This is a genomic window from Candidatus Alistipes pullistercoris (genome assembly GCF_027665465.1).
Lineage (GTDB): Bacteria > Bacteroidota > Bacteroidia > Bacteroidales > Rikenellaceae > Alistipes_A > Alistipes_A hominis.
In genome coordinates, this window is record NZ_JAQDED010000001.1 from 22,118 (window position 1) to 36,062 (window position 13,945).

A 13,945-nucleotide genomic window follows, 5' to 3' on the forward strand; every position below is an offset into this window, starting at 1 on the left:
CTATTTATCAATGAAAAATTTTCCACCCGTGCGTTCCCCCTTCGCTGAATTGAAACTCGACGATATTGCCATCGAGCTGATTCAATGCCCGTTTCACCTGCAACCTTTTTGTAGGTTCCACCGCAAAGATTATAAATCCGCCGCCGCCGGCGCCCGAGACTTTACCGGTAATGGCTCCCGCTTGAACGGCCCGCTCCATCGCCTCTTCGATGACCGGATTACTGATGGCCGACGCCATTGCTTTTTTGTCTTCCCAGCCTTGTCCGAGGATTCTGGCGAAGGAAGAGATGTCCCCCTTAAGCAATGCTTCCTTCATGTTTATGGCATTTTGTTTAATGCGGTGCATGGCTTCGACAGCCCGATTATTACCTTGCGACGTGTTTTTTTTCTGTTCGTCGATAATCTCCGCGGAACTGCGGGAAGCTCCGGTATAATAGAGCAATATACTGGCTTCCAGTTCATCGACGATCCATTTCTTGATGCGTAACGGATTCACGATAACGTGGTCGTCTTTGAGAAACTCCATAAAGTTAAAACCTCCGAAGGTAGCAGCATATTGATCCTGTTTTCCTCCGCTCAATGCAAGATCTTTCCGTTCGATCTCATAGGCCAACCGGGCTATTTCATAATCGCCCAGGGGTAGATTGAGCCACTCGACAAAAGCTTTGACAATGGCGACTACCATTGTGGACGAAGAACCGAGTCCGCTTCCGGGAGGCGCATCCGAATAAGTAGTGATACGGCACGACGGCGCCGGAACGCGGAAATCTTTCACAATTCGGTTATAGACCCCCTTATGCAGGTTCAGCGTTCCGTCGACGGGAAGTACCGGCAAAGATTCGAAAATTGCCGCCTGCCCGATGTCGGTTGCAATAATCTCGATTTTGCCGTTCTGCGTCTCTTCGATCGTACAATGAGCATAAAGATTGATCGTCGCGTTAAGAATCAATCCTCCGTAGAGATCGCTATACGGCGATACGTCGCTGCCGCCGCCGGCTAAACCCAACCGCAGAGGCGCTTTACTTCGAATGATCATAGGAAACCTTAATTAGGTTACAGATAATTTAAAATGGATTTCGTCTGATATTTGGCACGAAACGATTGTGCTAAACGTATTTTGTCGGCAATCGTCACCGGACGCCGGTTTTCTAAAATCCGCACGTACCCTTCCGGCGTGTCGACGATGCGGGTATGTTCCCCGAGCGGCAGGTAGAGATCGATCCCCTCCCATGCGACCGCGCTTCCCAATACGGGAGTGCCGAGCGCCAACGCTTCGACCACTTTGACTTTGATGCCGGCTCCGTGAAACAAAGGCGCGATCAGCCCTTGCGCTTCAGCGATATATCCGTACGGATTCTCTACGAACCCCAAATATTCGACCCGGTCGGTTTCGTCTATTTTTCGCCTGACGTCGGAAGGCATGTTGCCGCCGATAATTTTTATATTCAGGCGGGGCGTACGGGGAAACACCTCGTCGAGAAACCACGTCAGCCCCTCTGTGTTTTCTTTTCGGCCCCAGGCGCCGTACATTACAAAATAGTCCTTGGGAACGATCGTCTTGTAATCGGTGCGCAGCAACAATTCGTCGAAATACAACGATATGTGATGCGCCTTCACGCTGTAAATATTCCGAATGAGCGTTTCGTCCTTGGGGCTATGGCAAAATATCAGCGTCGCGGTTTTGTATAATAGTCTCTCGCTGAATTTTACGAACCTATTCTCAAGATAACCGAATATGTTTTTCTGCCTGGAAAATTTCTGGATCATCACGTCGTGCGTAATGACTATTTTTCGAGAGTGTCCGGCAAATAGCGCATAGGCGAATACCTGTCCGAAATTGAAAATCAACGCGTCGTACCGATGCTTGTTTTTACGGATGTAACGGACGACCGACCATTGAAAACGAGCCGTAAAGATCGGATGCAGAAATGGTAATTTTAAAGCATTGAACAACTTATCCTTTTTGTCGACAACGATACACTTCAGCATATTCGTATCGGGAACGGCTATCCCCTCCGCCTCGCTTCTGTTCTTGAAACAGATCAGATCGACCTCGTACCGACCACTCAAATCCTCGATTAATTGCCGCGTATAATTCTGGCCCGCGGTCTTGCGGCTGGGAACAAATGCGGAAATCAGCAAGATTTTTTTCATATTTTCTCAAAGATCATTCTGAATAAATGCCTCGAATGTTCCATGCTGTAATTTTGTTCGTAGATTTTTCGGCTTTCCTCGTTGAACCGCCTCTGCGGATACGGATAACCGTTGATCTTATCGATGAATTCCCGAGCCGTATTGCACAGCCCTCCCACCCGATCGAAATCCAACGCGTATCCGGAAAAGGCTTCGGTGGTGCCGAAGATCGTTTTCCCGTACATCAGCGCCTCCGCCGTTTTGAGTTTCATCCCCGAACCTTCGAAAATGGGGGCGATTACGAAATCCGCGCGATAAAAATATTCGGAAACATCTTCCACGGTTCCTATCACTTTGACGTTATCGCATTCCAAATCGTTTTTCAGCGTTTCGAACCCTTTGCCTATAATCAAGATCTCTGCGTTTACATGAGGAGCGACATGCTGAACGAACCACCGGACACCGTACTCATTCGGGAAAAAAAGACTGCCGGCAAAAATTCCGCGAGGCTTTTGATCCCGGCGTTCGGTAAGTTTGTTGTAATCCAGCTTGTCATCGAATGTCACCGGCACCAAAAAATCGGCGGATCGTTTATATATCTTATGCAACAGGGCGCTGTCCCTTTCGCTCAGGGCGATAATCGTATCGCTGTATCGAATCGCCATCCATTCGTTGTAGGCAAATGCGAAAAAAGAGAGTACGTTTCCTATTTTTTTCAGCCGGCGCACCACGTCGTAACTGTATTTGATTTCGACGTTATGAAAAAAAGTAACGATTTTGCAACCGGGATAACGCTTTTTAATAGCTTTGGCCAGCAATCCGTAATTCGAGCTATTTATAAAAACGTAATCGGGGGCTTCGCGTGCCATTACGGCCAAAGCTTCCGTTTTCACGGACCGGGTCAACCCTACGGTATAACCTTGCAATGTCCAGCGCAATTTCTGCACATTGGACAGGACACCCATTCGGAAATCTACACAGTACAAGTTATCCCGGAATAATTCGGTCAAAAGAATCCGGCTCTTATTCAAACCGATTCCGCCTCCGAAGTTATTTTCTGCCACCGGACTGATCAATAAGCATTTTTTCCCGTTCATCAATTTGAATTTAGGAGTTGGTCTTTGTATCTATCCATTATATACATGCGTTCCGGATAATTGCTTCCCGTCAGAAGGACATTGTCGTATCGATACAAAATATTGTTCGAACAGATCGATACCCGGATCAAAGAGTAGATCATGATTCCTCCGACGAACAGCATCCTGTTCGATTTTAATGTAAAACACCGCGCAACGGCCGGCCACAGCACCAGGTAGGAGAGTAAAAACAAGAGACCTATCCGATCCACGAGGATCGTTATTTCGCTCATCCATAAGTTTATAAACAAATAAACCAGGAACATGTTCAAGAAAACGGCATGTTCGCGGGTATTGAGTTTTTTATAAAAAAGAACGACCAGTACGAAGGTCAGCGTCCTCTCGAGGTAACCGATCGAAATGCCTCTTGCCTGCGCGTACAAATCCGAATTGAGATAAGCCCCGGTCAACGCCGCGTATTTTCCCCCGAGAAACCTCCCGCCTTCCGAAATCAAAGGGGCCATGTAAGCGATCTGCGAAAGGTAAAGGAGATTGCCGACGACAAATACGACGATGAAACACTGCCGGGGCAATGTCCGGGGCACAAAATACAGCGGGAACAAGAACAGGGTGCTGGAATGGAACATGAAAGCCAGCGTCATTAAAAGCAAATAAGGGAGAAACCGCCTTTGCTGAATGTACTTTACGGAAAGCAGGAAAAGCCCGATACTTTTCATATTTCTCAAAATATCCAACTCCGCCCCTAAATACAAAGCAATAAAAATCAAGAAACTGAATGCGTAATTCGAGGAATGCCGTTTGAAAAAAACATGTAAAATGGAGACGTCTATGACAACGCATACGAGTATAAAAAAATGATAATTCGACGATATGAGTTTTACGACGGACATGAACGTTACAAACCCGCCCTCGAATGTCCCGATATCGTAATTATTCAGATAGCCCCTGCTAAAAAGAGGAACGATTTCCTGGTACGCCGGATAATAATTCACCCAATCCCAACCGACGAATCCCCTGAAACCGAAAAACAGAACGAACAGCGCGCAACAACAGATCCGAACACATTGTCGAATCTTCCGGTTATTGTCATAGTTATACTCTACGACTGTCAGTAGAATAAACAACGACAACAAGAGAAGGTACGGAACGGAATAAGTATAGCTGTAAAGCATTCTCGGGGAGTAAGCCGGACGGTCGTTCTATGATCTTTCGGGCCGGACCGCATCGTACAGTCGATAACCGTCTCTGATCGCTTTTCGTTTTATTTCTTTTTCGTGGGGCGTGGAACGGTAAACGGATTTGATGCAAGGTATGAGTAAATAATACAATTTACTCAGAAAAAAATGTATCCCGGTATAATGCTTAAGCGTGAAGTAGATCCTGTTACGCGTGTCGTAATAGAGCGTAAAATCGCTTTTCTTTCCGCCCGTAGAAGTGCTTTCCTTATGTTGAAGGAAAGACTCCGGCACATACAATACGTTGTGTCCGCGCCGAAGGGCCCTATACACGAAATCCGTATCGTCGTAGTAAACGAAGTAAGCCTCGTCCATATATCCGATCTCTTCGAATAATTCTTTGCGGATAAGCATAAAACAGGTAGGCGCATAGTCTACGAACCTGCTTTTGTCGAACTGTCCTTTATCTTCCTGGTAAATGCCGTAATGAAGCGACGAACAGGCGAAATAAGTGTAACACCCTCCGGCATACCAAATTTTATTCGTCCCGTGAAAATGAATTTTGGGTACCGCCATCCATGCCTTCCCGCTCTCCATCGCACGCACCAGACACTCTATGGTATCCGGAACCAACACGATATCGTTGTTGGACAACAACACCCTATCGCAGCCGTCCCTCAATGCGGCTTTAATGCCGATATTGTTTCCTTTGGCTACTCCGTAATTCTCTTCATTCTCGATCACGACGGTTTCGAACCGGGCGGAGGCACAAAGTTTCCGCGCGACGGCAAGCGAATCGTCCGGGGATTTATTATCGACGATATACAGGATAAAATTGGTGTATCTCTGCGTCCCCAGCGTCTCGAAAAACTCGGGCAATACGCCGGCGCTGTTGTACAAAACAGTCACTATGCCAATTCTGGGAGTCATCGTTCCGCCTATTTATAAAGTCCTTTCGTTTTCATCTCTTCGATGGAGTCTTCGTACCGGTCTTTCTGGATATCCTGGGTATTCACCCAATCGGTAAATTGCCGAATCCCCCTGTCGAAACTCCACCGGGGTTCGAAACCGAGTTTCGTTTTGATTTTCGTCAGATCGGCGTAATTGTGGCGGATATCCCCGAGACGATAGTTCCCGCTGACCGTCACAGGGACTTCGATCCCGTATTTTTCGATCAGCGTCTCGGCGACGGTCAGCACGTCCGTCGCGACGCCCGTACCTACGTTGAAGGATTCTCCGTCGGCCTGTTCCTTTTCGAGTCCCGCTATCGTTGCGTCTACGACATCTTCTATGTACACGAAGTCCCGGCTCTCTTTTCCGTCCTCGAAAACATTGATTCCGTTTTTGTTTTTAATCCGGGTCGAAAAAATAGAGAGAATCCCCGTGTACGGGTTGCTGAGCGACTGCCCCGGCCCATAAACGTTCTGATACCGGAAAGCGACGGGCGCGATGCCGAGCGTCGGACATACGGTCATTACCAGTTGTTCCTGGACATGTTTGGTGATTCCGTACACGGACGTCGGATGTATCAGCGAATCTTCGGTAGTTCCGACCAAGGTCAACGGGGCCGGTTCACCGGGATATTTACATTCGAAATCGCCCTGCGACATGTATTCCTCCGTACGGGACAGCGGGTAAACATAACCGTAGGTTCGGCTGAGGTATCTGCCCTCCCCGTAAATGGCGCGCGACGAAGCGACGACCACTTTTCGTACCCGATGTTTCGAATTGGTCAATATATCCAACATCAACGAGGTCCCGCCGATATTGGTCTCGGTATATTTCTGAATTTCGTACATACTTTGTCCCGTCCCGGTTTCCGCCGCCAAATGGACGATCGCATCCTGATCCTTCAAGGCTTTTTCCCAATCTTCCCTGACGGTCACGTCCCCGTGAACGAATCTGACCTTATTTTTAATACTGCCGTAAAGGGGAGATCTGTCCGGATCGTCCCCGTGAATCTGAGCAGCGAGGCTATCGAGCACCGTGACTTGATAGCCGCGTTTTAAAAGTTTGAGCGCGAGATTCGAACCGATAAAGCCTGCGCCTCCGGTAATAAGTATGTTTTTCATGATGTATGGATTATTGTCGGAAAATATGCAACGACCTTACGCCTCCTGCCGGCAGCGTATCAGGCCGTCCGTATGCTCGGGATCCGCCTGTTTATCCAGATCGTTAAGCGACACGATGAATCATCCGTGCGATTCGATAAAATCCCCTGCGGCGTTCGTTCGACGCCACTTTTTCCGGGAAAAATCGTAAAAAAGATTTCAATCGACAGCGTCTTTTACCTCTGAGAGAACGTGCCGTCCGCATAACTTTCAATAAATATATCTATGTTTTCAAAATCCGCATAGTGCTCCCTGAGCCATTCCATATCTTTATTCCACCATTCGATCCGCAACAGCGCCTTGATCTGAGTATCCGTAAATCGATAGCGAATATGTCGCGCGGGCACGCCTGCGACGATTTCATACGGAGCCACATCTTTCAATACGACAGCGCCCGCTCCGATAATAGCGCCGTCGCCGACCGTCACTCCCGATACGATTGTTGCCCCCCGGCCAATCCAGACGTCGTGTCCGATCTTGCAGTTGTACCGCCCGGACGCTTTTTTGAACGGATGATACTTCTCCGGCCCGGCATGGAAGGTAAAATTCACGCAACGATTAAAATTCATATAAAAGGCGGGATAAGTAGTCACCCAAACGGCAGAGGGATGACTCGCAAGTCCAATCGCGACATCGTCGGCAATGCTGCAGTACCGTCCGATATACGAATCTCCAATTACACAATGCCCCGAAACGTAAGTTCCTGATCCTAAATACGACCTGCTAATGAAGCTGGCGGTTCCGATGGAATGATATCCTTCATAGATGCAATCGTACGCCTCAACTCTTCGGCCGAAAGAGACATGGTATTTCCGACCGATATACCATTTGACGAGCCCCCATTTGATACGACTCAATATGATTCGAATCTTTTTATTCATTATATTCGGTTGAATAAATCGCGATACGCGTCATTGACCCGATAATCATGCGATAAGTCGCCCGCCAAACATTCTTTCTCGCCGGGATGAGTCGCAAACCATTCATTAATATTTTTTTCCATTTCCAGACACAGTATCCTAGCATACCCTTTTTGTACAATATTAGCCGGACTTCCCGCTAAAACGATATTTGTCCCACCCTCTCCGAGCTTTACATAATTTTTATTCAAGAAACCTTTTGATGCGATAATAGTTCCCTCCGGGGTTCTTGTACCTTTCATGATCGTAGACGTGTTTCCGATCCAGTTATAACGACCGATCTCGATAGGAGCGCTCTTTTTACGGACAGCGCCATTAGACAATTCGATAGAATAGTGATAATTGGTATCTATAAAACAACTTCCAAAAGCGACCCGGCAATAATCCCCTATGGTGATCGATTCTTCACTGTAAATTTTCACATCATGACCGAATACTACATGAGCCCCGATATTTACATTGCTTTTCCCCGTCAATCTGACAGCATAGTCGAAATCGAACATACAAGGCCCGTTAAAAATCAATTCGGTTCCCTGATCCAACAAAATCATAGCACTTCTCGTCGGTGCGGAAAACGAACCTTGTTGGTATCCGAATTTAATCATCCCTCTTGAAATGGGTCCGAAAATTACGATTTTACCGGATAAACAATAGAATTTTACATGTCCGTAAATGTATATAGGCAATCGGATTGCCTGACTGAACGGAAGAGTTCTAAAATTGATATACAAAGTTTTGAACCACCGGATACGCGTACGGGAAAAGAATTTTTCCATGCGCCATAAAATGCCGTTAACAAGACGGGCTGCATTCATCGTTTGACCAATTTAAATTGTGCGGTGATATTGTGCATGATATTTTTAAACCGGCTTTTTTCTTCGTTTTCGATTCCGCAAAACCAACCCGTTATCAAAAAAGTACAGGTACAGAGCATCGACGTGACGACCAATCTCAAAAATCCGGTATGCATATAAAAAATAGCTACGATGCCGGCCAGAACCGTCGCCCCCGTAACGATCGTAATCGGAACGATAACCCGTCGGACGAATTTGCGCACGGATATCCCGACAATACGGTTCGCCAAGTAGATCCGCACCCACATACAGATGAGTTCTTCGCCGACGACGACCCATAATACGCTGTAAGCGGACATCCCGGCCTTAAGCAAGAAATAACCTACCGGCAAATTCAGAAAATGCAAACTTCCCATCCAAATATACATCCATTTAATGTTGCCGGTAGCGTCGATGGCAGTTCCCAAGCCGCATGTAATCATAAACAGCAAAGTGGACAGCAATACCAACCGACAGAAACCGACCGTGTACTCAGGCGGGTTTCCGAGCCACAAGTGGAGAACGTAAGGCATTTCTATAATTAGCGGAATGGAAAACAAGGCGCAGAGAAAAAACATGTAACGACATGCGACAAGCGATAATTTCTTTACCCTGATCCGATCCTGAGCCCCTTCGCTTTTGATGATCTGCGGTCTGATGGATTGCAGAATGGCCGTAGCAAAAAACTGCATCAACCCGTTGACCTGATTGGCAATTCCGTACGCAGCATTCACAACCACTCCGAAAAACACATTCAATATCATCGGGATTCCCTGCCCCCGCCCCATACTGCCGACCGATGCAAAAGTATACCAGCCGGCAAACGAAGTCAACTCGCGCAACAGCGTTCTGTCGTTCAATGATTGAAATACGATACGAGTTTCGGGGTATTTCATCCTACAGATAATCATTTTCAACAATAGCGAAATGATCATGACGGCAACGATGATGGCAGAGTACATGATCAGCCTGTTGCCCGGATATGTCAATAGATATACCGCTCCCAGCAATTTGAGAACGGTTTCCGCAATTTCGATCAGAGATAACAACAGCATGTTCTCCCGGCTGATGAGAACGGCTATATACGGAACGGCTACGATGGAAAAAAAAACGCTACAACTCAGTAAATGCAATATAGACAGCGTATTGCTTATTTTATCCGGCGCGATTGTCAGGACATGTTTAATCCCGTATATGCCGACAGTCTCTATTAATAAAATAACACATACGCCGATGCCGATATGGAGAATTAAACTATAGTAAAATATTTTTTTAAGATGCCGAACATCCTGTTTTCCCAAAGAAAAAGATAAAAAACGTTGAGTAGACGCCGCCAATGAAGTATTTAAAAACGCCAGCATAGACACTACGCCTGCCACCAGATTATAAATACCATAATTTTCTACTCCTAACGCCTTAAGAACCAACCGGGTCGAAATCAACCCCACTAAAATGGAAACAACCATTTTAGCGTATAAAATAGCTGTATTTAAAATGACTCTATTGCCAGGCTGCATCCGTAAAACGTATTTTACCAAAAAGAGAGAAGTTCTCCGCCGAATTCTTATTCAGGCCGGAAGGTTCTTTTGTGCGGTTAAAACAATGGTTCCGCACCTGTGATGCGATGAGTGAACGCGATAAAATATACGGCAAAAGGCGATCCGGCGTTAGATCTTTTCTAAAAAACACCCCGGAATATAGGAGGTGGCAACGGCTACGATGCCCTCTATCGAGACCACCAGCCGCCTGTTCCCTTTGATTCTCCGGATATAACCTTCCGCGCCCTTGAAGATGCCTTCGGTTACGCGTACCCGGTCGCCGGTATGGTAAACCGTATCTTCGCCGCCGAAATACTCCAGTTCCCGATCGCCCGAAGAGGTCACCAACCTAAAGATATTCATTTCGCGTTCCGGAATCGCGGCAGGGCGCTTCGTATCCCGGTCGCAGTATACGATAATGCGGTTATTCAACTGCCGCTGCAATCCGATCGCGGCATGTTCCGTCGCGCGAACGAACATCAGGGAAGAAACGGCCGGTTTGCGGCAGATTTTTTTCTCTCCGCGCCACATCATCTCGACCGTTTTGAGGGGGATATAACTTTCGAAAGCCTTATCTTTCAGATAAGCTTCGATCTCGAATACTTTATTGTAGAAAACTTTGAGCGCGTACCAATGCTCCGAAGCGGTTTCGCTTGTCATCCGTTTCACAAAAGGACATTCCTTCCATTCCCCCGTGCCAGAAAATCGTCTTTACACGCAGTCAGATAAGTTTTGTCCGCTTAATATCGATTTGATATTCCGGAACGCGGCTCTGCGCCTGACCCAGGTGCGAATGCCGTAAACCCCGAAAAACCCGCTTTCAACGTACGAAACGGTATTTTATCAGCGCAAACATAACAATTATTCATGTAATGGCCAAACATTTTTATTGTCCGACGACTTTCGACGCGCGATTAATACTTTGATTTTCATCAAAATAAAGTCCGACATTCGAATGACAATAATTTTTGCCCATAAAACGCTGACAGATAGGCAGCAAAACATCCCGGATTTTTTTGACAATATAGCCAATCAGGATATTCCCGATAAGACTTCAAAGAAAAAATAAAAGAACGGCGCCGAGCTGTCCTTTTTATTTAATCTAGGGTATAAAAATTATGCTAACTTTACGGAACCGGAACACGGCTTGCCCCGTACCGCACTTGATAAACCGGCAAATCCATCCATATTACGACCTATGAAACGACGTATCCCCGCCGGGCTGGCATTAGCGGCCGCCCTGTCGTTCCTGCAACCCGCGACGGCGCAGCAAAGCGTTCCGCAGGAAACGATGAAAAAAGTTTACGAAACGGTAAAGACGCCTTACAAATACGGACTCGTCCTGGTTCCGGAACGGGACGAAGACATGGTGGACTCCCCGACCGTGTTCCGTGAAAAAGGCAAGTGGTACATGACCTACGTGTTGTTCGACAGCACGGGGTACGAGACTTGGCTGGCCGAAAGCGACGACCTACTGAAATGGAACACGCTCGGACCGATTCTGTCGTTTGCCGGGGGGAGCTGGGATTCGGCCCAGCGCGGAGGATACCTCGCGTTGCAGGATTACCGCTGGGGAGGCAGCTACCGTGCCGGAAAATACGACGGCCGCTACTGGCTGTCCTACATCGGCGGATCCTCGCAGGGATACGAAGCCGGCATGTTGAACGTAGGCATGGCCCGCACCGGCGGAGAGATCGCTCGGCCTCACGAATGGGAAGGTTTCGACGCTCCGGTCATGACGCCCGCAGACCCGGACGCCGGATCGTGGGAGTGCTACACGCTGTACAAAAGTTCGGTGATTCGGGCCCCGAAACGACTACTCGGAGCCCCGTTCGTCATGTATTACAATGCCAAGGGAAGCGCGGACGGCAAGGAAAGCATCGGGATCGCGCTGTCGGACGACCTGAAAACCTGGCGGCGTTACTCCGACCGGCCGGTGCTGGAGCACCCCGAAGGGATCACCGGCGACGCGCAGATCCAGAAGATGGGCGACCTGTACGTCATGTTCTACTTCGGCGCTTTCTGGAAAGGAAAACCGTATGCGGCTTTCAACCGTTTCGCCTGTTCGTACGATCTGGTCCACTGGACGGACTGGACGGGCGACGATCTGATCGTTCCGTCCGAACCTTACGACAACCTTTTCGCACACAAATCGTTCGTAGTGAAATATAAAGGAGTGGTATACCATTTCTACTGCGCGGTCAACGGCCACGATCGGCGCGGCATTGCCGTAGCGACGTCGCGGGACATGGGCCGCAGCAGTCTGCAATTCCGTTAGCCCCGCACCGAAAGACGGAGGCCACGAAACGCGCTATTTGATTTTCAACCGGTTCAGCGCCCGAGCATAGGCCGCCGCGTTGCGGTTGTGATCGGCAAGGGTTTTCGCAAAATTATGGGCACCCGAAAGATCGTCCTTAGCGCAGAAGTAGAGATAGTCGTGATCGGCATAATCGAGCACGGCGTCAATCGCTGCGATCGACGGCATACAAATCGGCCCCGGCGGCAGGCCCGAATATTTATAGGTATTGTACGGGGAATCGACGTCCAGGTGAGCGTACAGGACGCGCTTGATCGAGAAGTCTCCGACGGCGAACTTAACCGTCGGATCGGCCTGCAACGGCATGCCGCGTTTCAGCCGGTTGATGTAAACCCCCGCCACGACGGGCATTTCGTCCTTACGTTTGGTTTCTTCGTAAACGATCGAAGCGAGGGTCGTCGCCTCGTCGCGGGAAAGACCCGTGCGGGCGAGTTTCGCATCGCGGCTTTTCCAAAACCGGTCGGACTCTTTCTTCATTCGTCGAATAAAATCATCCGCCGAACTGTTCCAGTACATTTCGTAAGTATTCGGAATGAACATCCCGATGAAGGTCTGCGGAGCGTATCCGTATGCGCGGGCCATGGAATCGCTCAGCAGCGCCCGCGCAAGGGCCGCCGAATCGGTTTCCAGCCTCCGGCCGACGCTACCGGCCAACCGATCGAGCGTCCGGACATTGTTGAAAGTAACCCGCACCGGAGCCTGAAGTCCCTGTTTCAGTCGGTCGATCAGCGCAGCGTAGGTCATCCCCGCGTCGAGCTTATAACGTCCCGGACGCACGCCCTCGTCCAAACCGCGTATACGCGCTATCCGCACGAATTTGCGCACATTGCGCAACGCGCCGCTTCGCCGAAGCGAATCGGTCAGCCGGTCGAAATCGCTGCCGGTAGGAACCAACACGACCGCGTCGCGGGCCACCGCTCCGCCCCAAAAGTATTGCCATGCGGAATAACCACCGACACAAATCGTTACCGCAAGCGTCGCAAACGCGGCTAGCAGGTAATACTTTCCTTTTCGCTTCATCCGGAAAAATATTTTTGCAAATATAGCGAAATTGTTTAATTTTGTCCCTGGGTAAGTCTTATACGACCAGCTCCTGCTGAATCCCCCAGGGTCGGAAGACAGCAAGGGTAGGCGGTTGTAGCGGTGCGATATAAGTAGCTTACCCATTTTTTATTTCGACCGTCACGACAAAACGACACAGGGTTATGATCATCAAAATCTATCCGCAAAACCCGAATGAGAAATCCGTCGCGCAGGCGGCGGACATCCTCGCGCGCGACGGCGTGATCATCTATCCGACCGACAGCGTCTACGCGTTCGGCTGCTCGCTGAAAAGCACCAAGGCCATCGAGCGGATCCGCGCGATCACCGGTAAAACGGGCCCCGACTTTTCGATCATCTGCCCCGACCTGAGCGTAGTCGCGGCATACGCCAAGGTGGACAACACGGTCTTCAAACTGCTGAAACGCAACCTGCCCGGCCCGTTTACCTTCATCCTCAACGCATCGGGAAAAATTCCGGACAAATTCCTGGAAAAGAAAAAAACGGTGGGGATACGTATTCCGGATAACGGCATTCCGATCGCGCTGGTCGAAGCGCTGGGCAATCCGATGGTCACGGCCTCGGTCAAAGACAGCCGGGAAGAGGAGTACACGACCGACCCGTCGCTGATCTACGAGCGTTACGGAACACTGGTGGATGCGGTGATCGACGGCGGATACGGCAACCACGTCCCGACGACGGTGGTCGACTGCACCGACCCGGACGACATCTCGATCCTGCGCGAAGGCATCGGCAACCTCGTTTAAACCGACAATCAGA

At 49.0% G+C, this 13,945-nt stretch carries 13 protein-coding genes and 1 other RNA gene; 3 read left to right on the forward strand and 11 right to left on the reverse strand.

The annotated features are described in order from the left end of the window. Nucleotides 1-7 precede the first annotated feature (7 nt). The 10 genes from PGR91_RS00105 to PGR91_RS00150 form a co-directional block, all read right to left on the reverse strand. Nucleotides 8-1,036, reverse strand: a complete 1,029-nt coding sequence (locus tag PGR91_RS00105) for a dehydrogenase (protein ID WP_055202135.1) — start codon at nt 1,034-1,036, stop codon at nt 8-10. 17 nt (nt 1,037-1,053) lie between these two features. Next, nucleotides 1,054-2,154: a glycosyltransferase gene (locus PGR91_RS00110; protein WP_118657131.1), complete on the reverse strand. Its 1,101-nt coding sequence runs from the start codon at nt 2,152-2,154 to the stop codon at nt 1,054-1,056. Next, nucleotides 2,151-3,002 (reverse strand): glycosyltransferase, encoded by an 852-nt coding sequence (locus PGR91_RS00115; RefSeq protein ID WP_180951513.1) that lies wholly within the window; start codon nt 3,000-3,002, stop codon nt 2,151-2,153. Before PGR91_RS00115 ends, PGR91_RS00110 begins: the two co-directional genes overlap by 4 nt. A 227-nt stretch (nt 3,003-3,229) precedes the next feature. After that, nucleotides 3,230-4,402, reverse strand: a complete 1,173-nt coding sequence (locus PGR91_RS00120) for an EpsG family protein (RefSeq protein ID WP_118657130.1) — start codon at nt 4,400-4,402, stop codon at nt 3,230-3,232. Between the two features lie 27 nt (nt 4,403-4,429). Next, nucleotides 4,430-5,335 carry a glycosyltransferase family 2 protein gene (locus PGR91_RS00125; RefSeq protein WP_055202142.1) on the reverse strand — a complete coding sequence of 302 codons (906 nt, stop codon included), beginning with the start codon at nt 5,333-5,335 and terminating at the stop codon, nt 4,430-4,432. A gap of 8 nt (nt 5,336-5,343) precedes the next feature. After that, nucleotides 5,344-6,477 carry an NAD-dependent epimerase/dehydratase family protein gene (locus PGR91_RS00130; RefSeq protein ID WP_055202144.1) on the reverse strand — a complete coding sequence of 378 codons (1,134 nt, stop codon included), beginning with the start codon at nt 6,475-6,477 and terminating at the stop codon, nt 5,344-5,346. 215 nt (nt 6,478-6,692) lie between these two features. Beyond that, nucleotides 6,693-7,397, reverse strand: coding sequence for a CatB-related O-acetyltransferase (locus PGR91_RS00135; protein ID WP_118457705.1), 705 nt, complete (start codon nt 7,395-7,397; stop codon nt 6,693-6,695). After that, the gene (locus PGR91_RS00140) at nt 7,397-8,251 is read right to left on the reverse strand and encodes an acyltransferase (RefSeq protein WP_055202148.1); all 855 of its coding nucleotides are present in this window, start codon (nt 8,249-8,251) and stop codon (nt 7,397-7,399) included. The genes PGR91_RS00135 and PGR91_RS00140 overlap by 1 nt, the downstream gene beginning before the upstream one ends. Next, nucleotides 8,248-9,786: a hypothetical protein gene (locus PGR91_RS00145; protein ID WP_147387415.1), complete on the reverse strand. Its 1,539-nt coding sequence runs from the start codon at nt 9,784-9,786 to the stop codon at nt 8,248-8,250. Before PGR91_RS00145 ends, PGR91_RS00140 begins: the two co-directional genes overlap by 4 nt. 150 nt (nt 9,787-9,936) lie before the next feature. Beyond that, on the reverse strand, nt 9,937-10,467 hold the full coding sequence (locus PGR91_RS00150; protein ID WP_055202152.1) for a UpxY family transcription antiterminator: 531 nt from the start codon (nt 10,465-10,467) through the stop codon (nt 9,937-9,939). Nucleotides 10,468-11,005: 538 nt separating this feature from the next. On the opposite strand from PGR91_RS00150, the gene PGR91_RS00155 reads away from it, so the two are divergent. Further along, nucleotides 11,006-12,085, forward strand: a complete 1,080-nt coding sequence (locus PGR91_RS00155) for a glycosylase (protein WP_118657125.1) — start codon at nt 11,006-11,008, stop codon at nt 12,083-12,085. Between the two features lie 33 nt (nt 12,086-12,118). On the opposite strand, the gene mltG is transcribed toward PGR91_RS00155, so the two are convergent. Then, the gene (gene mltG / locus PGR91_RS00160) at nt 12,119-13,144 is read right to left on the reverse strand and encodes an endolytic transglycosylase MltG (protein WP_118657123.1); all 1,026 of its coding nucleotides are present in this window, start codon (nt 13,142-13,144) and stop codon (nt 12,119-12,121) included. A gap of 49 nt (nt 13,145-13,193) precedes the next feature. On the opposite strand from mltG, the gene ffs reads away from it, so the two are divergent. Together ffs and PGR91_RS00170 are read left to right on the forward strand one after the other, a co-directional pair. Further along, an RNA gene (gene ffs, locus PGR91_RS00165) (signal recognition particle sRNA small type) lies at nt 13,194-13,292 on the forward strand. A gap of 37 nt (nt 13,293-13,329) precedes the next feature. After that, nucleotides 13,330-13,932 carry an L-threonylcarbamoyladenylate synthase gene (locus tag PGR91_RS00170; protein WP_055202158.1) on the forward strand — a complete coding sequence of 201 codons (603 nt, stop codon included), beginning with the start codon at nt 13,330-13,332 and terminating at the stop codon, nt 13,930-13,932. The last annotated feature ends 13 nt before the right edge of the window (nt 13,933-13,945 follow it).

Coding starts and splice junctions, on each gene's coding strand:
- PGR91_RS00105 (WP_055202135.1), bottom strand. CDS start 1,036: ATGATCATTCGAAGTAAAGCGCCTCTGCGGTTGGGTTTAGCCGGCGGC.
- PGR91_RS00110 (WP_118657131.1), bottom strand. CDS start 2,154: ATGAAAAAAATCTTGCTGATTTCCGCATTTGTTCCCAGCCGCAAGACC.
- PGR91_RS00115 (WP_180951513.1), bottom strand. CDS start 3,002: ATGGCACGCGAAGCCCCCGATTACGTTTTTATAAATAGCTCGAATTAC.
- PGR91_RS00120 (WP_118657130.1), bottom strand. CDS start 4,402: ATGCTTTACAGCTATACTTATTCCGTTCCGTACCTTCTCTTGTTGTCG.
- PGR91_RS00125 (WP_055202142.1), bottom strand. CDS start 5,335: ATGACTCCCAGAATTGGCATAGTGACTGTTTTGTACAACAGCGCCGGC.
- PGR91_RS00130 (WP_055202144.1), bottom strand. CDS start 6,477: ATGAAAAACATACTTATTACCGGAGGCGCAGGCTTTATCGGTTCGAAT.
- PGR91_RS00135 (WP_118457705.1), bottom strand. CDS start 7,397: ATGAATAAAAAGATTCGAATCATATTGAGTCGTATCAAATGGGGGCTC.
- PGR91_RS00140 (WP_055202148.1), bottom strand. CDS start 8,251: ATGAATGCAGCCCGTCTTGTTAACGGCATTTTATGGCGCATGGAAAAA.
- PGR91_RS00145 (WP_147387415.1), bottom strand. CDS start 9,786: ATGCAGCCTGGCAATAGAGTCATTTTAAATACAGCTATTTTATACGCT.
- PGR91_RS00150 (WP_055202152.1), bottom strand. CDS start 10,467: ATGACAAGCGAAACCGCTTCGGAGCATTGGTACGCGCTCAAAGTTTTC.
- PGR91_RS00155 (WP_118657125.1), top strand. CDS start 11,006: ATGAAACGACGTATCCCCGCCGGGCTGGCATTAGCGGCCGCCCTGTCG.
- mltG (WP_118657123.1), bottom strand. CDS start 13,144: ATGAAGCGAAAAGGAAAGTATTACCTGCTAGCCGCGTTTGCGACGCTT.
- PGR91_RS00170 (WP_055202158.1), top strand. CDS start 13,330: ATGATCATCAAAATCTATCCGCAAAACCCGAATGAGAAATCCGTCGCG.